24 protein-coding genes are annotated in these 25680 nt (G+C 40.3%); 22 read left to right on the forward strand and 2 right to left on the reverse strand.

Translation table 11 applies throughout. From position 1 onward, the window contains the following. Positions 1-19: 19 nt before the first annotated feature. The 15 genes from NST02_RS04090 (at position 20) to NST02_RS04160 (ending at position 13563) form a co-directional block, all read left to right on the forward strand. A complete protein-coding gene (locus NST02_RS04090; RefSeq protein ID WP_137743552.1) occupies positions 20-745 on the forward strand; it encodes a cytidylyltransferase domain-containing protein in 726 nt (241 codons plus the stop codon). 2 nt (positions 746-747) lie between these two features. Then, entirely contained in the window at positions 748-1791 is a 1044-nt protein-coding gene (pseG, locus tag NST02_RS04095; RefSeq protein ID WP_137743553.1) for a UDP-2,4-diacetamido-2,4,6-trideoxy-beta-L-altropyranose hydrolase, read from the forward strand. Next, the gene (pseI, locus tag NST02_RS04100) at positions 1781-2827 is read left to right on the forward strand and encodes a pseudaminic acid synthase (protein WP_137743554.1); all 1047 of its coding nucleotides are present in this window, start codon (positions 1781-1783) and stop codon (positions 2825-2827) included. The genes pseG and pseI overlap by 11 nt, the downstream gene beginning before the upstream one ends. A 17-nt stretch (positions 2828-2844) precedes the next feature. Further along, the gene (locus NST02_RS04105) at positions 2845-3786 is read left to right on the forward strand and encodes an SDR family NAD(P)-dependent oxidoreductase (protein WP_137743555.1); all 942 of its coding nucleotides are present in this window, start codon (positions 2845-2847) and stop codon (positions 3784-3786) included. 25 nt (positions 3787-3811) lie between these two features. Then, positions 3812-4990, forward strand: a complete 1179-nt coding sequence (gene pseC / locus NST02_RS04110) for a UDP-4-amino-4,6-dideoxy-N-acetyl-beta-L-altrosamine transaminase (RefSeq protein WP_137743556.1) — start codon at positions 3812-3814, stop codon at positions 4988-4990. Between the two features lie 53 nt (positions 4991-5043). After that, positions 5044-6138: a DUF2920 family protein gene (locus tag NST02_RS04115; RefSeq protein ID WP_137743557.1), complete on the forward strand. Its 1095-nt coding sequence runs from the start codon at positions 5044-5046 to the stop codon at positions 6136-6138. 92 nt (positions 6139-6230) lie between these two features. Next, positions 6231-6617, forward strand: a complete 387-nt coding sequence (gene flaG, locus NST02_RS04120; protein ID WP_137743558.1) for a flagellar protein FlaG — start codon at positions 6231-6233, stop codon at positions 6615-6617. A gap of 16 nt (positions 6618-6633) precedes the next feature. After that, entirely contained in the window at positions 6634-8472 is a 1839-nt protein-coding gene (locus tag NST02_RS04125) for a flagellar hook-associated protein 2 (RefSeq protein ID WP_137743559.1), read from the forward strand. A gap of 22 nt (positions 8473-8494) precedes the next feature. Beyond that, positions 8495-8893 carry a flagellar export chaperone FliS gene (gene fliS, locus NST02_RS04130; protein ID WP_137743560.1) on the forward strand — a complete coding sequence of 133 codons (399 nt, stop codon included), beginning with the start codon at positions 8495-8497 and terminating at the stop codon, positions 8891-8893. Next, positions 8893-9240, forward strand: a complete 348-nt coding sequence (locus NST02_RS04135) for a flagellar protein FliT (protein ID WP_137743561.1) — start codon at positions 8893-8895, stop codon at positions 9238-9240. The genes fliS and NST02_RS04135 overlap by 1 nt, the downstream gene beginning before the upstream one ends. Before the next feature lie 40 nt (positions 9241-9280). Continuing rightward, positions 9281-9484: a YjfB family protein gene (locus tag NST02_RS04140; protein WP_137743562.1), complete on the forward strand. Its 204-nt coding sequence runs from the start codon at positions 9281-9283 to the stop codon at positions 9482-9484. A 298-nt stretch (positions 9485-9782) separates the two neighbouring features. Beyond that, entirely contained in the window at positions 9783-10337 is a 555-nt protein-coding gene (gene hpf, locus NST02_RS04145) for a ribosome hibernation-promoting factor, HPF/YfiA family (protein ID WP_137743563.1), read from the forward strand. A gap of 454 nt (positions 10338-10791) precedes the next feature. Beyond that, positions 10792-12402 (forward strand): gamma-glutamyltransferase family protein, encoded by a 1611-nt coding sequence (locus NST02_RS04150; protein ID WP_137743564.1) that lies wholly within the window; start codon positions 10792-10794, stop codon positions 12400-12402. Positions 12403-12466: 64 nt separating this feature from the next. Further along, positions 12467-13036 (forward strand): chromate transporter, encoded by a 570-nt coding sequence (locus NST02_RS04155; protein ID WP_137743565.1) that lies wholly within the window; start codon positions 12467-12469, stop codon positions 13034-13036. Further along, a complete protein-coding gene (locus NST02_RS04160) occupies positions 13033-13563 on the forward strand; it encodes a chromate transporter (RefSeq protein WP_137743566.1) in 531 nt (176 codons plus the stop codon). Before NST02_RS04155 ends, NST02_RS04160 begins: the two co-directional genes overlap by 4 nt. A 439-nt stretch (positions 13564-14002) precedes the next feature. Here the strand turns inward: NST02_RS04160 and NST02_RS04165 are convergent, their stop codons facing one another. Together NST02_RS04165 and NST02_RS04170 are read right to left on the reverse strand one after the other, a co-directional pair. Then, on the reverse strand, positions 14003-15664 hold the full coding sequence (locus NST02_RS04165) for a methyl-accepting chemotaxis protein (protein ID WP_212934362.1): 1662 nt from the start codon (positions 15662-15664) through the stop codon (positions 14003-14005). Positions 15665-15676: 12 nt separating this feature from the next. Further along, a complete protein-coding gene (locus NST02_RS04170; protein WP_340948136.1) occupies positions 15677-16648 on the reverse strand; it encodes a BMP family lipoprotein in 972 nt (323 codons plus the stop codon). A 232-nt stretch (positions 16649-16880) separates the two neighbouring features. Here NST02_RS04170 and NST02_RS04175 point away from each other — a divergent pair, with 232 nt between their 5' ends. The 7 genes from NST02_RS04175 (at position 16881) to NST02_RS04205 (ending at position 25080) form a co-directional block, all read left to right on the forward strand. After that, on the forward strand, positions 16881-17987 hold the full coding sequence (locus NST02_RS04175) for a YecA family protein (RefSeq protein WP_340948138.1): 1107 nt from the start codon (positions 16881-16883) through the stop codon (positions 17985-17987). 259 nt (positions 17988-18246) lie between these two features. After that, on the forward strand, positions 18247-18411 hold the full coding sequence (locus tag NST02_RS04180) for a hypothetical protein (protein WP_170211274.1): 165 nt from the start codon (positions 18247-18249) through the stop codon (positions 18409-18411). 573 nt (positions 18412-18984) lie between these two features. Beyond that, on the forward strand, positions 18985-21498 hold the full coding sequence (gene secA / locus NST02_RS04185) for a preprotein translocase subunit SecA (protein ID WP_340948139.1): 2514 nt from the start codon (positions 18985-18987) through the stop codon (positions 21496-21498). A gap of 113 nt (positions 21499-21611) precedes the next feature. Continuing rightward, a protein-coding gene (gene prfB / locus NST02_RS04190) for a peptide chain release factor 2 (RefSeq protein ID WP_137743571.1) occupies positions 21612-22716 on the forward strand; the annotation gives its coding sequence in 2 pieces (ribosomal slippage) (positions 21612-21683 and positions 21685-22716; 1104 coding nt in all). Between the two features lie 523 nt (positions 22717-23239). After that, a complete protein-coding gene (locus tag NST02_RS04195; RefSeq protein ID WP_095311818.1) occupies positions 23240-24100 on the forward strand; it encodes a YitT family protein in 861 nt (286 codons plus the stop codon). 52 nt (positions 24101-24152) lie between these two features. After that, positions 24153-24482 (forward strand): cytochrome c551, encoded by a 330-nt coding sequence (gene cccB, locus NST02_RS04200; protein WP_095311816.1) that lies wholly within the window; start codon positions 24153-24155, stop codon positions 24480-24482. A 187-nt stretch (positions 24483-24669) separates the two neighbouring features. Further along, a complete protein-coding gene (locus NST02_RS04205) occupies positions 24670-25080 on the forward strand; it encodes a c-type cytochrome (protein ID WP_235879440.1) in 411 nt (136 codons plus the stop codon). Positions 25081-25680: the final 600 nt, after the last annotated feature.

Here is a 25680-nt window from a genome sequence, read left to right on the forward strand (position 1 = left end):
TTGATAGGTGTGGCGGCTTATGAAAACAATGGTCATTATTCAGGCACGAATGGGTTCTTCCCGATTGCCTGGTAAGATTTTAAAGCCCTTAGGCAAAAAAGATGTTCTTTCATATGTGGTCGAGCGATGTAAAAAAATGAACGGAGTGAGTGATGTAGTAGTGGCAACGTCCACCCTTGCACAAGACGATATTGTGGAAGAGTGGTGTAAACAAAAAGATATTGCCTATTTTCGTGGTTCTGAAGAACATGTCCTTTCTCGTTATGTGCAAGCAGCGGAACGATATAATCCCGATTATGTTATTAGAGTAACCGCTGATTGTCCGTATGTTGATTTTCAATTAGCATCAGAGATGATTATGAGAATGGAAGAATTTCCGAGTGATTTTATAAAAATTGGAGGAGAATTGCCAAGAGGGTTAGCAGTTGAATTATTCTCATTTGCTGCACTGAAATATATTGAGAAGCATGGTAAGGAGCAGCGTCATATAGAACATGTAACTTATTATGCGTATGAAAAGCATCATGAGTTTTCGTGGTCTTATGTAGCTCTACCTCAAGGGCTCAGCCATCCTCATCTTAGAATTACCTTAGACACAGAAGAAGACTATGAACTATGTCAGCAGATTGCTGAGCATTTCAAAGGGGATTTACTTGTACCTTCAGTAGAGGTCGTACGTTTTCTTTTAGACCATCCTGAAATTGCGAAAATTAACGCTCATATCGAGCAAAAACCGGTCGTGTAGAGATGAATATTTTTTTTCGCGTAGATGCTTCGTTTACAATAGGAACTGGACATATGATGCGCTGTCTTACCTTGGCCAATTTTTTAAAGGGGAATGGAGCCAGGGTTACTTTTATTTGTGCTGAGCTAGCTGGTAATATGATCGAGTACGTGAGGTCTTTCGGTTTTGAAGTGATTGCTGTTAGTGGGAAATTTGAGTATGATGCTATGCGTACAGTAGCCATATTGAAAGAACAAGAATGTGATCTAGTGATTGTTGATCATTATCAAATAGACGAAAAATGGGAAAGTGTTTTAAAAAGAAAATTAAGTAAGCTTAAGCTTATGGTGATTGATGATTTGGCGAATCGCAAGCATGATTGCGATCTTCTTTTAGATCAGAATTATCAAGAGAATTTTGAGAGCAGATACGATGCTTTAGTGCCAAAGCAATGTGAAAAGTTATTGGGACCATCCTATTTACTTCTCAGACCGGAGTTCTATAAAGAAAATAGGATTCGGACAAATGCTCAGGTTGGCAATATTTTAGTTTTTTACGGTGGCTCTGACCCGACAGGGGAAACGGTGAAGGCGCTGTATGCCCTTAGTCAGTTAGTGCAGGGGAATGTCCAGGTTCATGTAGTAGTTGGACTATCAAACCTAAAGAAAGATTTAATTGCAAAAATATGTAAGAAATCAGGCTTCCGCTATTATGAACAAATCAATTATCTTGCCGACTTAATGAGAGAGTCCGACTTGTCGTTGGGGGCCGGAGGTGTTACGATGTGGGAACGCTGCTATCTTGGGGTGCCTTCGATTGTGACGATTGTTGCTGAAAACCAACTGGAGTCTACCGTTGCAGCAGCTAAGTATGGAGCAATATGGAGTCTGGGCTGGCATGAAGGTGTAAAAGAAAGGGAACTTGTCGATATAATAAATAGAGCAATGGAATCCCCTGAGAAATTAAGGGAGCTTTCAGCGAAATCAACATTACTCATGCAAGCAAATCGAAAGCATGAAATACACCCTGTTGTTAAAGCAATTATGGAGGTTGGAAATGGCGATTAATATTGGAGGGCGTCTCGTAGGTTCTGCACATAAGCCTTTTATTATAGCGGAAATGTCAGGGAACCATAACCAGTCTTTAGAAAAGGCGTTGCAAATTGTAGAAGCAGCAGCTAAGACTGGGGTTGATGCATTGAAATTGCAGACATATACAGCAGATACTATGACTTTAGATATAAAAGAAGGAGAATTTTATATAGATAACCCGGAAAGTTTATGGAAGGGAACGTCTTACTATGACCTATATAAAGAAGCCTATACCCCTTGGGAGTGGCATGAACCGATTTTTCGGAGATGTCAGGAGCTAGGACTTATTGCTTTTAGTTCTCCCTTTGATGAGACAGCAGTGGATTTTCTTGAAGAGCTTAATGTACCATGTTATAAAATTGCATCCTTTGAAAATACGGATATCCCTCTTATTGAAAAGGCAGCTTCTACTGGAAAGCCACTCATCATCTCTACAGGAATGGCAACAGTAGCTGAGCTCGATGAATCTATTCGTGCTGCCCGCGCTGCAGGATGCAAAGATATTATCCTGTTAAAATGTACGAGTACTTATCCGGCTTCTCCTGAGAATTCGAATCTGTTGACTCTTCCTCACATGAAAGAGTTATTCCAATGTGAGGTTGGTTTATCCGACCATACGATGGGAATAGGAGTTGGCGTTGCGAGCGTTGTTTTAGGTGCAACTGTGATCGAAAAACATTTCACGACTTCTCGAACTGAAGGTGGAACAGATGCTGCGTTTTCTATGGAGCCAGAGGAAATGCAAGCACTCGTAGAAGAGACTGAAAAAGCATGGCAAAGTCTTGGTCAAATTAGCTATGGGCCAACAAAAGCGGAGGAGCGTTCGTTAAAAGATCGCCGTTCATTATACGTTGTCAACGATATAAAAGCGGGTGAAATGTTGACGAAGGACAATATTCGTGCTATCCGACCAGGATTTGGTCTGCCTCCAAAGCATTACAAAAATGTATTAGGAAAACAGGCGAAAGTAGATGTGAAAAAAGGAACCCCATTATCGTGGGACATTGTATAAAGTAAGGTGGGACAAAAATGAACGTGTTACTTACTGGTGGAGCTGGATTTATCGGTCGTGCCGTTGCGAAAAAACTACTCTCAGATGGGCATAAAGTTTGGATTTTAGATGATTTGTCGAATGGGCGTGAAGAGAATATCGCAGAATTTAAACAGGAACTTGAACAATTCATCATCGGGGATATTAAAGATGAACAGTTGCTGAAAGAGATCTTTTCCAAGAACGCTTTTGATATTTGCTATCATCTTGGTGCGTCCATTAATGTCCAAGATTCAATCGATGACCCTCGTACAACTTTTAATAATGATACGGTAGGAACCTTTTACATACTGGAACAATGCCGAAAGCATAACGTCAAGGTCGTGTTTATGAGTACATGCATGGTTTATGATCGTTGTTTTGATGAGACAGGAATTACGGAAAAGCATCCTATTAAACCAGCTTCACCTTATGCTGGTTCGAAGATTGCTGCCGAAAATATGGTATTGTCCTATTATCATGCTTACGGCTTGCCGACTGTGGTGATACGGCCTTTTAACACATATGGTCCCTTCCAAAAAACAGGAGGCGAAGGTGGTGTTGTCGCCATTTTTATTAAGAAGAAGCTTGCTGGTGAGAAATTAAGCATTTATGGCGAAGGTACGCAAACAAGAGATCTACTTTTTGTAGATGACTGTGCTGATTTTGTTGTCCAAACTGGTTATTCGGAGCAGGTGAATGGAGAAATCGTCAATGCAGGCCTTGGCAGAGATATTTCAGTCAATGATTTAGCGAAATTAATTGTTGAAGACTCAGCGAGAATTGAACATGTGGAGCATATCCATCCTCAAAGTGAAATTCAAAAGCTACTGTGTAACTATGAAAAAGCAAACAAACTTTTAGGATGGCAGCCAAAAGTAAGTCTCGAAGAGGGATTGCGCCGAACTGAACAATGGATTAAAACGAGTCACCTTATTTAAGGGTGACTTTTTTGGAGGAGACATTATGACACTTGCTATTTTTGGTGGTCAACCAGTGAGAGCCAACTATTTATCCTATGGTCAACAGTGGATTGATGAAGAGGATGTTCGAATCGTTGTCGATACATTGAAGGGAGCGTTTATTACGCAGGGACCTGCAATCGAACAATTTGAACGTACTGTTGCCGAATATGTTGGCGCAAAGTATGCAGTTGCCTTTTCTAATGGGACAGCAGCTTTGCACGGAGCTTGTTTTGCAGCCGGAATTGGGAAGGGTGACGAGGTGATTACTTCCCCTATTACATTTGCAGCAAGCAGTAATTGTGTTCTTTATTGTGGAGGAAGACCGGTATTTGTTGATATCGATGAACGCACGTACAATATTGATCCAAAAAAAATCAGTAGGGCTATTACTGAAAATACAAAAGCCATTGTTGCTGTTGATTTTACGGGACAACCTGCAGATATGGACGCTATTAGAGAAATAGCAGCAGAACATAAGCTAGTCGTTATTGAGGATGCGGCTCATTCATTAGGTGCAAGTTACAAAGGTCAAAAGATAGGAACGCTTGCTGATATGACAATGTTTAGCTTTCACCCAGTCAAACACGTGACAACTGCCGAAGGAGGAATGATTGTCACGAATTCGCAGGAGTATGCAGAGAAATTAAAACGGTTCCGTTCACATGGGATTACCAACCTTCATTTATCTAAGGATGAAGGCCCTTGGTATTATGAGATGATTGAGTTAGGCTACAATTATCGTTTGACCGATTTACAGGCATCTCTAGGTGTTTCGCAAATGAAGAAACTGGATTCTTTTATCGAGAGACGAAGAATGATCGTTGCTAATTACAACAAAGAATTTTCTAAACTTGACGGTGTGCAAATTCCCTATCAGTTGCAGTCAACGGATTCGAGCTGGCATTTATATATGCTCCAGTTGGATTTATCGAAGTTTAAGGCTGGACGAAGAGCTATTTTTGAAGCTCTTCGGGCAGAAAATATCGGTGTACATGTCCACTATCTGCCCGTTTATCACCATCCATATTATCAGGGGCTAGGGTATGAAAAAGGTCTTTGTCCGATTGCGGAAGAATGGTACGAATCTGCCATAACGATTCCTCTCTTTCCGAAAATGTCTGATGAAGATGTGCAATCAGTTATTGAGGCTGTTCGAAAAGTGATTAATCATTATCAATAATAAAAATACCTATTGGTAGACTTGGAAATTTGATTGAGAATAGAGGTAGCAATATGTCAACAGATTATGAAATGAATGTTCCGGCGCACCCAAATATATACAACAATAATAGTCAGAGGGAGATGAAAATTTACTTTTCATTTCCAGAGATAGTGAATGAAAACACAGGTTTGCTCTTGCTTATACCCGGTTTTGGAGCAAATGCACAATCCAATGTATACAAAAAAATGCGTACTAGATTTGCTGATGAATACAATTTAATCACCATACAATGTCACTATTTTGGACAAGAATTTATGCAAGGAAGTAACCGAATTACAACTCAAATTTCGAAAGAAGAAGTTAGCAATATTTTTACCTCAATTGAGATGAAGCAAGTTTTTGGACAAGGTTTTAATAGCGATAAATTTCTTCAGGTGGGGAGTAAATATAATATAGAGCTCAATGTTAATGAGGATTTAGATGAGAAAATTGAAAATTTTAATGATATGGGGATTATGCAAGCCTTGGATCACGTGACATCTTTGTCTTATATAGTCCAAATTTTAAAAGAGAACAATTTGCCATACAATACAAAAAAAATTATATTGTACGGTCACTCGCATGGGGCATATTTATGCTACCTTTGTAATGCCTTCGCACCAAATCTATTTACTTTGTTAATTGATAATTCTTCTTGGTTATACCCCGAGTATCTAAAGAGTTCTCGTTTTTTATTTAGTAATATTGGACAAATGAGAGTAAATACGGAATTCTCTTACCTCGCTTCAAGATTGGATTTCGATAAAGGACTCCTGTATTTGCCAGACCTTTATAAACAAGTAGACAATAACTGTAATATCATTTGTTTTCATGGCACAAATGATAATTTAATTAATCATCATGTTAAGAAGCAGTTTTGCGAACAGGTTGAGGGCTGTAAGTTTATTCAAATCGGTCAGGGGGAAGTAGACGGAAAAACATTTAGATCAACGAGTCATGGTTTGGACGCTGATTTTATTAATTTGTTTGACCTTGTAATGAAAAACAGAGTTTTCGAGAGCTCAAGGGATTTAAATTTACAGAGCAATACCATAGTAACTGAAAGATTTATCTATAATATAAAATACCAAAATGGAGTGCCGCTATTATTGGTGCAAGATAAATAATTAAAACTTGGAAATAGATATCCTAATAATACTTAAAAATTCTCTTCTCTTGTCCGATATAATAATTAGGATAAAAATGAGGAGTTGTTCTTATGAATATTGGAGGAGTTTCCCTTACTGCGAATTCATCTTCTCTTACAGCTTCTGCTGGTTTAAAGGAGATACCAACTAACCGAACAGGGCGAGTAAGACAATCAGAACAACATCACGACAGACATCAGGACAAAATAAAAGAAGAGCATAATGGCAAGCTTTCAAAAGAAGAGGTAGAACATATCGTAAAAGGGATGAATGAATTTTTACAACCGAAATTCACTTCGGTCGTCTTCAAACTCCATGAGGAATTGGATCGCTATTATGTAGAAGTCATTGATAAAGAGACGAAGGAAGTAGTGCGAGAAATCCCGGATAAAGAAATATTGGATATGTATGCGAAAATGACAGAATATCTAGGTCTGTTTATAGACAAAAAGCTGTAAATAGGAGGGCAAAATCATGGTAAGTACAATTAGATTTTCAGGGATTGCTAGTGGAATGGATACTCAATCCATCGTTGATTCACTCATGCAGGCTCAAAGAATACCGCTTGATAAATTAAATCAAAAAAAGCAAATCATTGAATGGCAGCGTGATAGCTATCGTGAGATGAATAAATTGTTAGACGAATTTAGCAATTTTATCTTTGATGGAATTTATAGACAAGCGAATATGCTAACAAGAACAGCGGTTAGCTCCAATTCAGATGTTGTTACCGCAAAGGCAGCTCCTAATGCTGGAACGATCTCTTACAAGATTGAAAATGTGACGATCGCAACGGCAGCTAGAATGCAAAGTACAGCGGCTATTAGTAAAGGTGAGAAAATTGATTCTACTAAAAGCTTATGGTCGCAAAGAGATAAGCTAGAAGGATTTACTTGGAAGCAGGAAGAGGTAACAAGTAGCTTTAAAGTGCCTGAAAAAGGTGCCACAAATTTTCAACTTCCAAAAGGTGCTGTTTCTGAAGTATTAAATCTCAATGCCAATGGAAAATTAGAAGTTACGAATGCTGATGGGGAAGTGCAGGAGTTTGACGTAGTAGTGGGAAGCATACCGGAAACGAAGGATGCGAACACGGTTTACATTGATGAAAATACTGGAAGTATGTCATTTGGAACGAAGCTTGAAGGCGACAGCAGTTTTTCTTTAAAATTTAATCATAACTACTTAGAATTCAATATTGAAACCTATAAAGAAGACGGCTCTACGAACAAAAGAAAAAATGATTTCAAAATCGCTGGTACATTATCATTAGATAGCATGCTGAGCCAAATCAATAGCTCTAACGTGGGCGTTAACATGTTCTATGATAGTCATACAGATCAAATCGTTGCACAGCGAAAAGATACAGGTAATCTTACAAATAGTGAAGGCAAGTCCATAAATTTTACAGGGGCTTCAGCAGACTTTTTTACACAATCATTGCATTTAACCGAGGAGCAATCTGGAACAAATGCTAAATTCACTGTTAATGGATTAGAAACTGAACGTGCTTCCAATACATTTACGATGAACGGTGTCACATTTACGCTGCATAATAATTCGGTAGCAGGCCAATCTACTTCCATAACAGTCGGCACTGACACTGATGCAATCATGACGACGATTAAAGATTTTGTCAATAAGTACAACGAGCTGCTTGATAAAGTAAATGGGAAATTGACTGAACAAAAGTTTTCTACCTTTACACCTCTTACACAAGAGCAAAAAATGGCCATGTCAGATAGAGAGGTTGAGCAGTGGGAAGAAAAAGCGAAAAGCGGTTTGCTGCGCAGGGATCAAATTTTGGATACTGCAATGACTACGTTGCGAAACAATTTATATACAGAGGTAACAGCTAACGAGGTTACTTTAGCCGATCCGAAGTTTAATCAATTGGCAGAGATTGGTATTACGACAACGAAAGATTATATGGCTCGCGGAAAGCTTGAAATAAATGAAGAAAAGCTGAAAAAAGCTATTGAGGAAGATCCGGAGGCAATTTTCCAGTTGTTTATGGCAGACGGTCCAACTTATGCTGAGCAAGGTTTAGCAAGACGTGTTCGTGATACGCTTTCAAACACCGTGAAAAAGATTGAAGAGCGTGCGGGAAATGCTTTTAAAACAGAGGATAATTATACATTAGGTAAACAGTTAGGAAGAGTAAAAGATGATATTTCCCGACTTGAAAACCGCTTGAAAATGGTGGAAAATCGCTATTGGAGCCAATTTAATGCGATGGAAAAGGCGATGCAGAACCTAAATAACCAATCAAATATGTTACTTTCTTATTTAGGCATGGGAGCACAACAACAATAAGTTGATAGAAGGTGATAAGGAAATGGCAATGAATCAACCGCATCAAGCGTATAAACAAAATTCAGTTAATACGGCATCACCTGGAGAATTAACATTGCTTCTATATAACGGCTGTTTAAAGTTTATTAAACTGGCAAAAAAGGCGATCGAAGATAATCAAGTTGAGCAGCGAAACGAAAATTTGCTTAAAGCTCAAAACATCGTGCAAGAGCTAATGGTAACACTAAATATGGATGTTGAAGTGTCCCATAATCTAATGCAAATGTATGATTATTTGCATAGGAGACTTGTTGAGGCCAATTTGAAGAATGATACACAAATCCTTGAAGAAGTTGAGAGCTTTGTAATGGAGTTCCGTGATATGTGGAAGGAAGTTATTCAATCAACAAGAAAACAATATGCTGAAAGTGGCCAAGCGTAATGAGAGAACTTGACCAATTCATGATTGTCTCAAAGGAATTGAAGAATTTGCTTGAAGGCGAGTTTTTAATTGAACAGCGGGAAGAACAGATTGAAAAAATCGATGAATTACTTGAGAAAAGGCAAGGTTTCTTAAACCAACTATCCGATCTTTCTCATCTGAATGAGGAAACAAAGCTGGAGTTAGCGCGTCAAGAGCACGAAATCCAGGCTTTAATGGAGCAAAGAAAGAACATGATAAAGCAGGATATAAAAACACTCCAATTAAAGAAACAAAAAAACGAACAGTACGCAAATCTATATGATAATTTATCTGTAGATGGTATGTTTCTTGATAAGAAAAAATAACAGTACACCGTTAGAATCATGGTGAAATCGGAGGTTCCAAATGGACGTCGCACGATTATCAATGGCTTTAAGCCAAGGGCAAGCAAGCCAACAGGCATCGATCGCCCTTTTGAAAAAAACGATGGATATGGCAGAAGGAAATGCAACGGATTTTATTAATCAAATGATGGACAGCGTCGATGTACAAGCACTTCAACATGCTGCTCAGCCCCATCTTGGTGGGAATATTGATATAAAAGGTTAAACAAAGCGGCCCTGCAAAGGGTCGTTTTTTGAGTTGCAGTTCTTTATTTCACGGCGTATCTTTGCGGTCACAGACAAAGCAAGGAATAGGGCATGCATTTCTCTCCTTCACCATTTCGACAAACTTTTTAAACCTTTTTCACTGTTTTAGCAGGAGTTTCTTGGGTTAAAATAGAAATATAATATATAGTCTTTTTTAAAGGGCTATATATCACATCTTTTGTCGTCTGAGCCGTGACGGTGACCGGGGCGCAAAAGGATTGATAGGTGAAGGATAATCAAAAAGGAGGAGTTCACTTATGAATTTTAACGTACGTGGAGAAAACATTGAGGTAACTCCAGCAATTAGAGAGTATGTTGAAAAGAAAATTGCTAAACTCGAAAGATATTTTACTGAAACTCCTGAAGCAAATGTCCATGTTAACTTAAAGACCTACAATGACAAGAAGTCTAAAGTAGAAGTAACGATTCCGATGCAAAGCCTTGTGTTACGTGCAGAGGAAATTCATGATGATATGTATGCGGCGATTGATTTAATCACAGATAAATTAGAACGCCAAATTCGCAAACATAAAACAAAAGTAAATCGCAAATTCCGTGAAAAAGGCGGTGTCAATACACTGTTTGCAAGCTTTGAAGAGCCGGATGCACCTGCAGCAGAAGAAGAGCAGGAAGAATTAGAGGTTGTTCGCCAAAAAAGCTTCGATTTGAAACCAATGGATAGCGAAGAAGCTATTCTGCAAATGAATATGCTAGGTCATAATTTCTACGTTTTTACCAACGCGGAAACAAACCTTACGAATGTAGTGTACAAGCGTAAGGACGGCCGTTACGGTTTAATTGAAGCCCAATAATGATTCGTTGTTCGAACCGCATTCCAAAATAGATGGAATGCGGTTTTTTAGAGTGGTTTCAGATGCACAATGATCTCGCAAACCCGCGTAATTCATGACTATGTTTTTTTGATTAGAACTGTGCCTCGTAAAAAAATGTGAATGGCTTTCTCAAAAAAACAAAAATTGTGAATTTTCCACTTGTCTATTACAATACGAGTATACGAATCTTTCGTCTTTCGGAATTTAAAAATGCTGACTGTTAACTTCTGGCTCATGTAAAGCCTGCGAAGGATACAGGCATTGAACATGCATAAGCAAAGTGAACGTTTGCGTATAGCTTATGTACGGTTTTTTCGTATTTTTCAAAATAAGAAAAAGACTCTCGTCACCAATTTTGGCTGGATAATACGCATTTCGAAACAATTTGCGTCATATTCTGAAAATAGGGTCTACGATAAAGGGGGACATACATATGAAGTTTGATTTTTTAAATTACCCATATCAATCGCAGCGAACGGCTGTATTAGCAAATAGAGGTATGGTCGCAACCTCGCAGCCGCTAGCGGCACAAGCAGGCCTTGATATACTGAAAAAAGGTGGGAATGCGATCGATGCGGCGATTGCTACGGCAGCGACATTGACCGTTGTGGAGCCGACATCGAATGGAATTGGCAGCGATGCGTTTGCGCTTGTATGGATGAAAGGGAAGCTGCATGGGTTAAACGGTAGCGGACCTTCGCCGCAATCAATTAGCATTGAAGCTGTCAAGGAGAGAGGCTTTGAAAAAATGCCGACCCATGGTTTAGTTCCGGTTACTGTGCCAGGCGCTCCATCCGCTTGGGCCGAATTATCACTGCGTTTTGGCAAGCTGTCTCTTCAAGAGGTGTTAGCACCTGCAATTGATTATGCGGAAAACGGTTATCCGCTAACACCGATACTCGGAAAATATTGGGAGCTTGCTTATCGTAATTATAAGCAAAAACTAACGGATGAGGAATTCCAGCATTGGTTTGAAACTTTTGCTCCAGATGGGAGAGCACCTAAAATCGGGGAGATCTGGAGATCGGCCGGTCATGCATCAACGCTTCGTTCGATTGCTGAAACGAACGGGGAAAGCTTTTATCGCGGTGAATTGGCTGAGAAAATGGTTCAGTTTTCGAAAAAATACAATGGTTTTCTCGCTGAGGAGGATTTCGCCGAGTATAAGGCTGAATGGGTGCAGCCTATTAAGGTAAATTACCGTGGCTATGATGTGTGGGAAATTCCGCCTAATGGTCAGGGCTTGGTCGCTCTTTTAGCATTAAATATTGCCAAAGGGTTTGAATTTAATGAGAAGGATACAGTTAATACGTATCATAAACAGATTGAGGCAATGAAGCTTGCCTATACAGATGGCAAAGCATTTATTACTGATTCAAGGGATATGCCTATAACGGTTGAAGAGCTGTTGTCAGATGGCTATGGGAAATCACGAAGAATGGAAATAGCTGAACAGGCACTTGATCCGACTCCATATCAACCGCCTCGTGGAGGCACCGTTTATTTGGCGACTGCTGATGGTGAGGGAAATATGGTTTCTTTCATTCAAAGCAATTATATGGGCTTTGGTTCTGGCCTAGTCGTTCCTGGTACAGGAATTTCCTTGCAAAATCGGGGCCATGATTTCTCGCTTGATCCGGAGCACCCTAATGCATTAAAGCCAGGAAAGAAAACCTATCATACCATTATTCCAGGCTTTTTGACAAAAGGTTATCAGGCTGTTGGTCCTTTCGGAGTAATGGGAGGATATATGCAGCCTCAAGGTCATATGCAGGTCATAATGAATACCATTGATTTTGGGTTGAACCCGCAGGCTGCTTTGGACGCACCACGTTGGCAGTGGATAGGGGATAAAAGGATTCAAGTTGAGCCGCAGTTTCCGAATCATATTGCGCAAGCACTTATACGGAAGGGTCATCAAATTGAAGCAACTGTTGATACAGGTGGATTTGGTCGTGGTCAAATCATTTGGCGCGATCCGGACACTGGTGTGTTAATGGGGGGAACGGAATCGAGGACAGACGGATCGATTGCCGCGTGGTAAAATGGTAAGAAGGCTTGTGGCCACGAGAAGGCCGCAAGCCATCAAAAGGGAGACATTGAAAATAATGAAGCAACTACACATTTTTATCGCTTTTTTTCGCTCGGGGATTTTAGGTTACGGTGGCGGTCCATCAGCAATCCCGCTTGTACATAAAGAGGTAGTCGATAATTTTAAATGGATGGATTCAGATGAATTCGGAGATATCCTCGCCCTCGCTAATGCGCTTCCAGGGCCAATTAATACAAAAATGGCGGGTTATATTGGCTATCGTGTTGGTGGAATAATAGGAATGTTGAATGCTATTCTTGCCTCTATTGTTCCGACGATTATTCTCATGATCCTTCTGTTAACGGTCTTAAATGCATACAAGGACGAGCCTTGGGTGCACGGGATGTCTGTAGCCGTTGTTCCCGTCGTCATGGTGATGCTTGGCACATTAACTTGGGATTTTGTGAAAAAATCGACGAATTCAAAGCTTGGCATGAAGTGGGCTATTATATTTATTATTGCGAGTGTTATTGTGTTGGAATTTTTACATATTCATCCGGCTATTATTATTGTTCTTTTATTAGTGGCTGCGTTATGGAAAAAGGATTCATCAAGTAAGGAAAAGAAGGAGGCAGAGGGAGCGTGATTTATTGGCAGATCTTTTTAGCTTTCTTCATTCCAGGGATTCTTGGATACGGTGGTGGCCCGTCTTCAATCCCGTTAATTGAAAATGAAGTGGTCGATCGTTACGGTTGGTTTACCGTTAATGAATTTAGTGAAATGCTCGCACTGGGAAATGCGTTGCCCGGTCCTATCGCCACGAAAATGGCCGGTTATATTGGCTATCAGCAAGGAGGAATTCTCGGCTCCATTGTGGCCGTTTTTGCTACAGTTGGTCCCTCGCTCATCCTCATGATTGCATTTCTAGGCTTATTAATGAAGTATAAGGAATCACCAAAAGTAAAATGGATGACCATTTATATTCGACCAGTCATTGCGGTATTGCTTGGGATTATGACGTATGATTTCTTTTTCTCATCCTATGAAGGAATTGGTATTGGGCAAACGCTCTTTATCGGCGGCTTGAGCTTTGTCTTAATGGAAAAAATGAAGGTGCATCCTGCCTATGTAATCGCAGGGGCACTTGTTTACGGAGCCTTAGTAATCGGTTAGGCTCCGCATACGTTGGTGAATTGCTCCCATTTATGGCTATTCTTCTTAAAATTTCCGGAACTGGTGAGAAACGCAGCGCTCTTAAGGGCGCTGTTTTGAATGGCGGAGCTTATTGCGCTTGCTTCGGAGTGAATGTGTGAGCTTCGGATGAGAGAGTGCCAGTTTTGGCGATAATTGCGCCAGTAACAAGTGAGGATGCGCCTGTATAGAGTTACGGAGCTTTTTTTAAACGCAAAATTTCGTCATTGCTTGAGTGTGAGTGTGTCAGTTTCTGAAACAAATGCACATGTAATGGCGGCATCTATTATTATTGCAGCGGGCAGATAACAGCCGCCATTCGCGCTACTTAAGTCTTCATCGGCCTAAGTTAACCTTGGAAAAAACATATAAACGGTAAAAACCGCATTCAGTTAAAGAATGCGGTTGCTTACAATTTTTTTTACAATTTAAACTTGCTTAATTCCTCTTGCATGGTTTCGGTCATTCCTCTGAGCTTTGCGACCATTTGGCTGACTTGTTCGAAGGCTTGAAGCTGATCCTCGGTTGAAGCGGAAATTTCCTCCGTTCCTGCAGCTGTTTCTTCGGTAATAGCAGAGATGTTTTCCACTGATCCCGTTACTTGATTGCTCATCTTATTCGATCTTTCTATGCTGCGGACAAGCTCTTCAAGTTTTTCTTGAATGGAGGTTACGTCTGTCGCAATGGTTTCAAAGGCGTGCTCTGTCTCTACTTTCGCTTGATTCTGCTGCGTTGATAATTCATGGCCAAGGTCGGTTGCTTTTACAATGCTTTGCAGACCGTCCATGATATTTGATACCATAGTTGTAATTAAATGGGTTGCTTTTGTTGAATCATCGGCAAGCTTGCGAACCTCATCAGCGACGACTGCAAAACCTTTACCCGCTTCGCCTGCTCTTGCAGCTTCAATTGCTGCGTTAAGGGCAAGTAAATTCGTCTGTTCGGCAATTTCCCGTACGGATTGGGCAGCGGTATTGATCTCATCAGTAAATTGAGTAAAATCTTGAACCGAGCAGGCAATCTCCTCTGTTGAAAGAGACAGACGCTGGGCGATTTCCCCTTGTTTTTCGAGCGATTCACGCCCTTGTTGGACCGATTGAAAGGCGCTCAAACTCGCTTCGGATGCAAGTCTGCTCTCATCCTGAACATGGAGAAAATCTTGGCTCATGCTGGTCATCAGTGAAGCAGTGGATTGAATATCCTCAGAAATTGATTCACTTCCTTTTGCCAATTCCTCTGTGGAAGCAGCAACCTGGGTGCTCACCTCTTGCAGTTTTCTCATTTGCTCGGAAACATCCCTCGTGAAGGTAGTTACTTCATCTCCGATTTGATCAATCGATTGAACAGTTCCGCGCAAATGATTAATCATAGAGGCGAAAGCGAAATTCAATTGTTCGATCTCAAACTTGCTATTTGCGTTTTTGTCCGATAATTCAATTTGATTGCTTAAATCCCCTGCTGCAATTTGGTTGGCCACTTGAACGACACTATTCAACGGTTTCGTGATTCTTCTCGCCACCAACCATGAAGCAGCGACCGATAATAGAATCATAACCACTATACTTATGCTGGAAAATATCACGACATAATTTATTTTCTTTTCAGTCTGTTGCAGCATTTCTTGGTACCATTCATCCGTCAACCTATCAAGGAGATAAATATCATTTAAAATTCCAGATGTTCGAAGAGATTGTCTTTTTACAGTTGGAACATCATTTTGCTCGAATGCTTCGTTTGACTCTGTTGAAAGCGCTTCGAACTTCTCCTTCGCTTTTGCTAAAATTTGTAGCTGATCTGTCTCCGTCATTTTCGCTTCTAGATCTTCAAAGCGAGTGTGAATTTTTTCAAATGTATTTAAAGCTTCTGTTTTATTCGCTTCGGATGCATTGTATGTGTAATTGGAGAGGGATTGCCTAACAGCGGCCAGTTCTCCGTTTAATTGCTCTACCTCTAGGAGGATCTGCACATCATTTTCTCCAGAGCTTTGGATATTGATTAATTGAACAATCATCGTTGAAATGACAATTACCGCTAAAATTAAAGGAATGATAGCGATAGTTAGTAAACGTTCTCTCAGTCTCATAGTCTATCTCCTTTACTCCGCTTCAACGGTTATTTCCCCTGAAGTAATTTTATTCGTTACATCTTCAAGCAGTTGTTGTTCTTCTGGAGTCAGTGATTTTAAGCGAATTTCTGCCAGACCGACTCCATCCTCAGCTAACCCGAGTTGGAAAGAGGAAGCCTCAATTTTTCCGTTTTCATGAAGTGTTTTGGCAATATCATAAACCGCTTGATCGACTTTTTTGATCATCGATGTAACAACGGCTTTTTCTGCAACAAAAAATTGATCGATATCCACTCCTGCTGCATAAATATTGTTTTCCTCAGCAGCTTGAAGGGAACCGTATCCGGTAAACCCGGCAGCGTGATATATAAAATCAGCGCCTTTCTCGATTTGAGCAAGTGCTAAAGTTCTTCCAAGTTCTGGATCATCAAATGTGCCTGCAAAATCGACGAACACTTCGGCATCCGGTTTTACATATTTAACACCTTGAATAAAACCCGCTTTAAAGTGGTGAATAAGGGGGACGTCGACACCGCCGATGAAGCCTATCTTATTGGTTTTACTGGTCATCGCAGCGATCATGCCGACAAGGAAGCTTCCTTCCTGTTCCTTGAAGGTGATGGAAATGATGTTATCCATGTCCGATACTTCATCTATCAATAAAAATTGTTGCTCTGGGTACTTTGCTGCAACATTTTCAAGAGCATCCTTTGCAGAGAAACCCAGTGCAATAACGATGTCATGGTTTTCCTCAACGAGCTCGGTCAGAGCACCCTCAGGATCTCCGTCTGTTGCCTCACGATAATCAAAAATCATTCCGAATTCGTCACGGGCATTTTCTAAGCCGCGGAAGGCAGAATCGTTGAACGATTCGTCACCAAGGCCGGCATCTGAAAGGAGTATCCCAATTCTATATTCTGTGTCCTTTTTCGTCGTCTCTGTGTTCGAACAACCTGCAATGATGAAAGAGGCGAGCAGTAACACTACAGCAATTTTTTTCATGTTGAAATCCCTCCATTGTAGTAATCACCCTACTAATATCGGAGAGACTCGGATAGGTTTTAGGGGATTTTGTCGAAAAATGTTATAATGAGAATAACTTTTACATGAAGTTAATAATTCATCAACATAATATAGAAAGAACTATTTTTTGCCGATCACATTGTTTTATTTTTGGGGAAAAATGTTTACACTTATTACTAGAATAGTAGGATATAGGAAAGAGGAGAAGCAAATGAATACGAAGGTGAGCCGTAATGAACCTTGTCCTTGCGGAAGTGGGAAGAAATATAAAAAATGCTGCGGGCTGCAGAAGACCGTTTCGATTACTTCCATTATAGAAAAAGAGGTGATGGATCTTCAGGTTCAATTGATTCAATATGCAACCCGTGAGTATGAACTGGAAATTGATCAAGATTTTGAGAGTGTGGCCGAGGAATTAATGATCGAAGATGAGGAGGAAATGGAGTATTTCCTTTTTGTCCATTTGGTCTGGTTTGCATTATTTGAACATGTCGATAACGGTGGCACGATTTTACAGCGTTTTATTAACGAAAAAAGTAAAATGATTCAACGGTCAAAAGTGAAGGAAATTTTACAATCATGGACAGAGCCGCGTCCAATTGCAGGAAAATTGCTTTCCATTGATGAGAACTATATGACTGTACAGGATACGTTGACGAAAGAATCATTTTCAATTAAGTTGCTTGAGCCAGCTGAGTCGGAACAGGGTTCTTTTGTGTTTGGATTTTTAGTTCCGTTTGCGAATGAGTGGATTCTGTTCCCAACAATCTTTGATTTGGAAGGGGAAGAGGATGGGAAAGATGAGCAGTATTTAATAGAGCGATTTGAAGCTTCAGAATACGAGAATGCAATTGAGTTTCTATCAGATGAGTTCCTATTTATCATGAATGAAATGCCATTTGCAGCAATCGAATATGGCTCCAAAGATTTTAAGTGGAGGACTGCATTTCATAAGGAAGTAGCTGAATTGTATGAGAGGGGAATGGAGAAGCTAGAAGCTCCGATGATCGTCGTAGCGTCCGGAGTAATCCTTTGGTACAAATACTGCGAACAAGGCTTGCGGCTTACGAAAAGAGCAGAGACTTATGCAGCAGCCATTCACTATCTCAATATGACCGCCAACCCTTTAAACAAATTAACGAAAAAAGAGGTTGCCCTTCAATACGGGATTTCCCCATCGACATTAAGTGCTGCGATTAAAGAACTGGAAGAAGATTTACAGGAGGAAATAAATAAGCTTCGGAGCATGTACTTTGAAGATATCGTCGAGGTTCTTGAGAAAAATCAAGTGAGCGATGATAAGGATATTCCGTTTTAATGGCTGGAGACTGACCTTTTTGGTTGGTCTCTTCAACATCTCAGTATGAGGTGATAGCAGATGAAAACCATTTGGATAACCTCATTCCTTTTAAGCCTAGGTCTGTCAATGGTAATAGTGCCAGTACTAGATGGTAACCCTGTTCTGAAGAGATGTACTCTATCATGTTTTAGATAATTATTCATTAATAAAAGTTTTTTGTACATATTATTAAATTGCGAAGGGTTAAATGGTATAATTTTACAAAGGAGGGGGTTGGATGACCTTTAAGAAAGGGTATTATTTGGGATATCTTATATTTGTTCTTGCCATCGCAATTGTGTATTTTATCATTCCACCTCAGTATGGTTTTCGCGCTTTAATCACATTAACGACTCTATTTTGTTTATATCAGTTTTTTTTATATTTAGGCTTTTTTAAATAGAATGGTTGTTAAAATGATTTGGGCTTATTACATGTGAAACCAAAGTTTTACATGCCTTTCAGTATAACTGAAAGGTCAGAGAGAAAATGAGCCAAAAATCAACACCGACATGTAACAGAGCCTATATTTAAAAGTAAAGAAACTTCGAAAAAACTAGCCCTCTTACTAAGAGGGATTTTGTTTGTTTGGCAGTGTTGAAAAGAATATTCGTAGCTTAGCTCCTTTAAAAAAGAAGGGAGAAGCGTTTTTTGTGTTTGGCAAAAGTTTTACTGCGAATTTTTACCAAAACGTGGGCGAACTTAAATTTTTAGACCGGTGTTTCCTTTGAAGGCTTGAGATTTCTCCATTTTAGTTGTAGGAGAGCATGAGTAAAGCTCTTTCATGAACATCGTTGAACCTTCAAAGCCCACCAAAGTTGTCACCCCAAAGTGGAAGTGGTAATATTAATTACGAATATAAGACGTATAAGACGATGGGAAGTATTGAGAAAAGAACGGTTTTTGCCAGTCTTTTTTTAATTGAAATAGGGCATGAAAGAAGAGCCTTACTTTATGAAATAAAGGAGCGTTTTCGATGCTTGGAATGTTAAATAAAGTATTTGATCCGAATAAGCGAGAGATAAAGAAGTTAACGAAGATGAGTGAGCAAATTGAGGCTCTTGCTTCTGAAACGGCTGCTTTAAGTGATGATCAGCTACGGGCAAAAACAGAGGAATTCAAAGCCCGCTACCAAAAAGGAGAAACATTAGACGAGCTTTTAACGGAGGCATTTGCCGTTGTCCGTGAAGCGGCAAAGCGCGTGCTGGGTTTATATCCATATCCGGTTCAGCTTATGGGGGGTATCGCCCTTCATGAAGGAAATATCGCAGAAATGAAAACCGGGGAAGGTAAAACATTAACGGCGACCATGCCTGTTTACTTAAACGCTCTTTCCGGAAAAGGTGTTCACGTTGTGACCGTCAACGAATATTTAGCAAGCCGTGATGCCACTGAGATGGGTGAGCTCTATACATTTTTAGGGTTAACCGTTGGTCTGAATTCCAATGGGCTTACGAAAGAAGAAAAGCAAGAAGCGTATGCATGTGACATTACGTATAGTACAAATAATGAACTTGGTTTCGATTACCTTCGCGACAATATGGTCCTTTATAAGGAGCAAAAGGTGCAGCGTCCATTGAATTTTGCTGTTATTGATGAGGTTGACTCCATTTTAATCGATGAAGCGAGAACGCCATTGATCATTTCTGGTTCTGCGCAAAAGTCGACTGCATTATATATTCAAGCGAATGCCTTTGTGCGCACATTGAAACAGGATGAAGATTATACGTATGACGAAAAAACAAAAGGGGTTCAATTAACAGAGGATGGAATTTCCAAAGCGGAGAAAGCGTTTGGAATCGAGAACCTCTTCGATATTCGCCATGTGGCACTTAATCATCATATTGGTCAAGCTTTAAAAGCGCATGCCAGTATGCATTTAGACGTGGATTATGTCGTTCAAGACGGGGAAATTGTGATCGTTGACCAATTTACAGGCCGTCTAATGAAAGGGCGTCGCTACAGTGATGGACTGCACCAAGCGATTGAAGCAAAAGAAGGCTTGGAAATCCAAAATGAAAGCATGACGCTTGCATCGATCACGTTCCAGAATTATTTCCGCATGTATGAGAAGTTATCTGGGATGACCGGTACGGCAAAAACGGAGGAAGAGGAATTCCGTAACATTTATAACATGAATGTTATTGCCATTCCAACGAATAAGCCGGTTACTCGTGATGACCGTCCAGATTTAATTTATGCAACAATGGATGGGAAGTTCCGAGCTGTCGTGGAAGATATCGCTGAGCGCAACAAGAAGGGACAACCTGTATTAGTTGGTACGGTCGCGATTGAAACTTCTGAATTAATCTCAAAGTATTTAACGAAAAAAGGCATTCATCACAATGTATTAAATGCGAAAAATCATGGGCGTGAAGCAGAAATTATTGCCAATGCCGGTGAAAAGGGCGCTGTGACGATTGCCACAAATATGGCGGGTCGTGGTACAGATATCAAGCTTGGCGAAGGGGTAATAGAACTTGGTGGCTTAGCGGTAATCGGTACGGAACGTCATGAAAGCCGCCGCATTGATAATCAGCTCCGCGGTCGTTCCGGTCGTCAAGGTGACCCTGGGGTGACTCAGTTCTACCTTTCGATGGAAGATGAATTGATGAGACGTTTCGGCTCAGATAACATGAAGGCAATGATGTCTAGGCTCGGTATGGACGATTCTCAGCCAATTCAAAGTAAAATGGTTTCAAAAGCAGTTGAATCTGCACAAAAACGTGTAGAAGGAAACAACTTTGATGCACGTAAGCAGTTGTTATCTTATGATGATGTTCTTCGTCAGCAACGGGAAATCATTTACAAGCAGCGTAATGAAGTACTTGAGTCAGAGAATTTACGCGACATCCTAGAAAATATGATTTTAAGTTCATTATCTCGTCATGTGGAGGCTTTTACACCAGTTGATGAAGAGAAAGAGACATGGAATCTACAAGGGATTATTGATTATGTAAACGGAAATCTTTTACAAGAAGGCGATATAACAGTTGAGGATATCAGCAACAAGGATACAGAGGAAATCATTGACGTTATTTTTGCCAAAGTGAAAGAGCGTTATGATGAAAAAGAAGGTCAGCTTGATGAAGGGCAAATGCGTGAGTTTGAAAAGGTTGTTCTTCTGCGCGCAGTCGATTCAAAATGGATTGATCATATTGATCAAATGGATCAGCTTCGCCAAGGAATTCATCTCCGTGCCTACGGTCAAATTGATCCACTGCGTGAATATAATAAAGAAGGCTTTGCTATGTTCGAAGAAATGGTTATGTCTATTGAAGACGACGCAGCGAAGTATGTGATGAAGGCGGAGATCCGTAATAACCTTGAGCGTGAAGAAGTAGCGAAGGGTCAAGCCGTTAATCCGAAGGAAGATGGCGAAAAAGTGAAGAAAAAGCCAGTTGTTAAAGCGATTAACGTCGGACGGAACGATCCATGTATTTGTGGCAGCGGCAAAAAATATAAAAATTGCTGCGGAAGAACGTCTTAATTTTGATCGTTTGTGGCAAAATTGGCATAAGGAAATATCGGAAAAAGGAGGGTCGGTGAGCCGGCTCTCTTTTTCTGCCGAATGATTTTATAAAAAAATACGAGGTGACATGAATGGAATTAGCGGATATTCGACATGAATTGGAAAATACAGCTAAGAAATTAGCGGACTTTAGGGGGTCTCTTTGACTTAGAGAACAAAGAGGCGCGCATTGCCGAACTTGAGGATGAAATGCTGCAGCCGGAATTTTGGAATGATCAGCAAAGTGCCCAAGCAGTCATTAGTGAGGCAAATGGTTTGAAGGATCAGGTTCATGAGTTTTACGATTTAACAGAAACGTTTGAAAATCTAGAGCTTACGTATGAGCTTGTGAAAGAGGAAAACGATGAGGAGCTTCGTGAAGAGCTTGTCACGGAAATGCAAGAGCTAGTCAAACGGATGAACGCTTATGAGCTTCAGCTTTTATTAAGTGAGCCATATGATAAAAACAATGCCATTCTAGAACTTCATCCAGGTGCTGGTGGGACAGAGTCTCAGGACTGGGGCTCAATGCTTCTTCGCATGTATACGCGCTGGGCAGAGAAAAAAGGCTTCAAGGTGGAAACATTGGATTATCTTCCTGGTGATGAAGCAGGAATTAAAAGTGTAACTCTTGCCATTAAAGGTCATAACGCCTATGGCTATTTGAAAGCGGAAAAAGGAGTTCACCGTCTTGTGCGAATTTCTCCTTTTGATTCATCTGGGCGCCGTCATACTTCTTTTGTCTCTTGTGAAGTGATGCCGGAAATGAATGATGAAATTGAAATCGAAATCCGTTCAGAGGATTTAAAAATTGATACGTACCGCGCCACTGGTGCCGGTGGTCAGCACATTAACACGACTGACTCTGCAGTTCGGATCACGCATCTGCCAACAGGTGTTGTCGTTCAATGTCAAAATGAACGCTCGCAAATTAAAAACCGTGAAGCAGCGATGAAAATGCTCCAAGCAAAACTTTATCAAAAGAAAATTGAAGAGCAGGAAGCGGAGCTTGCCGAAATTCGCGGCGAGCAAAAGGATATCGGCTGGGGCAGCCAAATTCGCTCTTACGTTTTTCACCCGTACTCCATGGTCAAGGATCACCGTACAAATACAGAGAGCGGAAATGTTCAGGGCGTAATGGACGGGGACTTAGATCCATTTATTAATGCTTACTTGCGTTCGAAATTAAGTTTATAATGATTGTTTGTTGAACCCTCACGAAGTCGTGAGGGTTTTTAAGTGGGAAGACCGATATATAGCGATAAAGATCGATAAAATGAAGTAAAGACCGAAAAAATTGTTTTTTCGCCGATATAATCGGGAAAACGCCGATAAAATTGTTTTTTTCGCCGATATAATCGGGAAAACGCCGAAAAAATTGTTTTTTCGCCGATATAACCAAAAAAACGCCGAAAAAATTGTTTTTTCGCCGATATAACCAGGAAAACGCCGATAAAATTGTTTTTTCGCCGATATAATCGGGAAAACGCCGATAAAATTCATATTTCGCCGATATATCTAAAAAAATGTCAAGATACAACATAGTTGCGGGAAATCGGCATTTTTGTCTCAATCAAAAAGCAGTGTTCAATCAATAAGTTTTACCCCATTAAAACGTTACTACAATAGCGTTTACAGCAATTTCCCCTCATGATATACTCACTGACAGCATGATCCATTCACATCTGAGATATCCTAAGCAAAAGGAGAAACTGTAAAAATGCGTAAAAGAACAAATGCAAACAATCCGAAGTGGGAGAAAGCTCTTGAATACATATATATTTTAATCGGTTCTGCGGCAGTCGCTCTTTCTTTTAATTTATTTTTGCTTCCCAATCGAGTAGCATCAGGTGGAGTAAGCGGGATAAGTACAATAACGGATGCAGTCTTTAATTGGGAACCTGCTTATGTACAGTGGGCATTTAATATTCCTTTATTTATAGCTGGAGTCGTTTTTTTAGGAAAGCAGTATGGTTTAAAGACGTTGATCGGAACGATCTTTCTGCCATTTATCGTCTTCTTATCAAAGGATCTGGAGCCGTGGACGAACGATCCCTTGTTGGCTTCCTTATTTGGCGGAATTGGTGTCGGGTTCGGGCTTGGCATTGTTTTTCGTGGTAAAGGCTCAACAGGTGGAACCGACTTAGCTGCACAGATCATCCATAAATTTACGGGCCTTTCCCTTGGCACATGTGTAGCCATTATTGATGGGCTGATTGTCTTAACGGCAGCGACTGTTTTTGATATTGAAAGAGGTTTATATGCCTTGATCGGTCTTTACGTTACGAGTAAAACGATTGATTTAGTGCAGATTGGCTGGGGCAGGTCGAAGATGGTCATGGTCATTACCAATCATCAGCAAGAAGTTCGTGAAGGAATTTTGAATAAAATTGATAGGGGCGTGACAAAACTATCAGCATACGGTGGTTATACGGATCAAGAAAGGCCGATCCTAATGTGTGTCGTCGATCAGACAGAGTTCACAAAATTGAAACAATTGGTGAAAAGCATTGATCCGACAGCCTTTGTCGTCGTAATGGACGCAGCAGAGGTGCTTGGAGAGGGTTTCAAACGAGTTTAGAATTGGTATAATTATGCCGTATATGTATTATTTACCTAGGGGGGTGTTGCAATTGAAGAAGAAACTTCTTGCACTATTGATGGGTACTTCATTAGTATTAGCTGCTTGTGGCGGCGGAGATGATGAAGCTAAGGAAAATACAGGTGACAAAGAGACTGCAAGCGTTGATGCAGAGCAAATTTATAATGAAAAAGGCTGTGTTGCTTGTCACGGTGGGGATTTGACTGGTGGAGTTGGTCCAGACCTAACAGCAGCGGGAGGACATTTATCGGCTGATGAAATTAAGGATGTTATTGTAAACGGAAGAGGCTCAATGGCCGCTCAGAATGTTTCTGATGAAGAAGCAAATGCGCTTGCCGATTGGCTTGCAGCAAAAAAATAATTATGAAAAACGTTCTGCCTCCTAATAGACAGAACGTTTTTTTATGGATTGATTCAGATTATAACAATTATAAGAAAAGAATAAGTTCACTAAATTGCTACAAATTTACGCCCTAAAGCATGGGTGGCTTTTTTATAATATAAAGAGGAAATCATGCTATTTTCACAGAATTTAGGGGGAGTTGTTATTGAAGAAACAGCATCTGGCAGTGTTAGCAGCACTTATAATCGTATTAATCGCTTTGGTCTTTTTCACTTTACAGAGTGAAAAAAATGATGGAGGTAACAATACAAACACAACCACTGAAACAAGCAACAAGACGGAAACAAATAAAAATGATGATACTGATGAGCAAGCAGGCGATGAAGAAGAAGTGGTCAGCGTTGACTATGAAAAATCTTACGCTCAAAAATGTTCGACTTGTCATGGTGGAGATTTAACTGGTGGAGTCGGTCCTGAGTTAACACAAATCGGTGCCAAAATGTCAAAAGAGGAAATTGAGCAAATCATTCTTGATGGAATCGGAATCATGCCGGGAGGTCAGTTGAAAGGTGAAGAAGCTTCAGCGGTCGCCGAATGGCTGGCAGATATGAAATAAAGTTAGGTACTGTAAGATATCGATGGACTTGAGCAAGCAAAGAAAAAGGACTCTTTTTCTTTGCTTGTTTACAAAACGGTAGATTTGCTTGTGCTCACATCCAGCAACCGCAAGCCTATGATGATGAACACGATGGAAAGCTCCTAAAAATGATCATTGAAGGACCAAGCTGCTTTCCGATTGTTCAAAGGCTCCCCTCACTTTTCTTTACATCTAACTCTCTCAAACTTCTAATCTCAGTAAAAACTCAGTACACCACGGTAAAACAAGGTGTTTCCGCCTTTGTACATCGAACTCCAGCGCCTGTCGCCTGATCCGATAAGTCATCGCAAAGCTATCGTAATTATCGAAAAAACAGGCCATTAGGCGATGAGCAAGGAGCTTGCACCTTGAATAAAACCAAGCATAATTCAATCATCTCTTCGTAATAAAATGAGTGAGAATACTACATTTTTCGAGGACCCTCATCTTCATCACATCCAATATTCGCCAATTTTACCATTAAAACTCATCGAAACTAGGTAAAATAGACGGTGTTCAGTTGGAAATTTTAGTGCAAAAATCCTTCTTTTTTGTAAAAAAATAGGGTTTTCCCCACTT

The sequence above is a fragment of the Robertmurraya sp. FSL W8-0741 genome, from assembly GCF_038004005.1.
In the GTDB taxonomy this organism is placed as follows: Bacteria; Bacillota; Bacilli; order Bacillales; family Cytobacillaceae; genus Robertmurraya; species Robertmurraya siralis.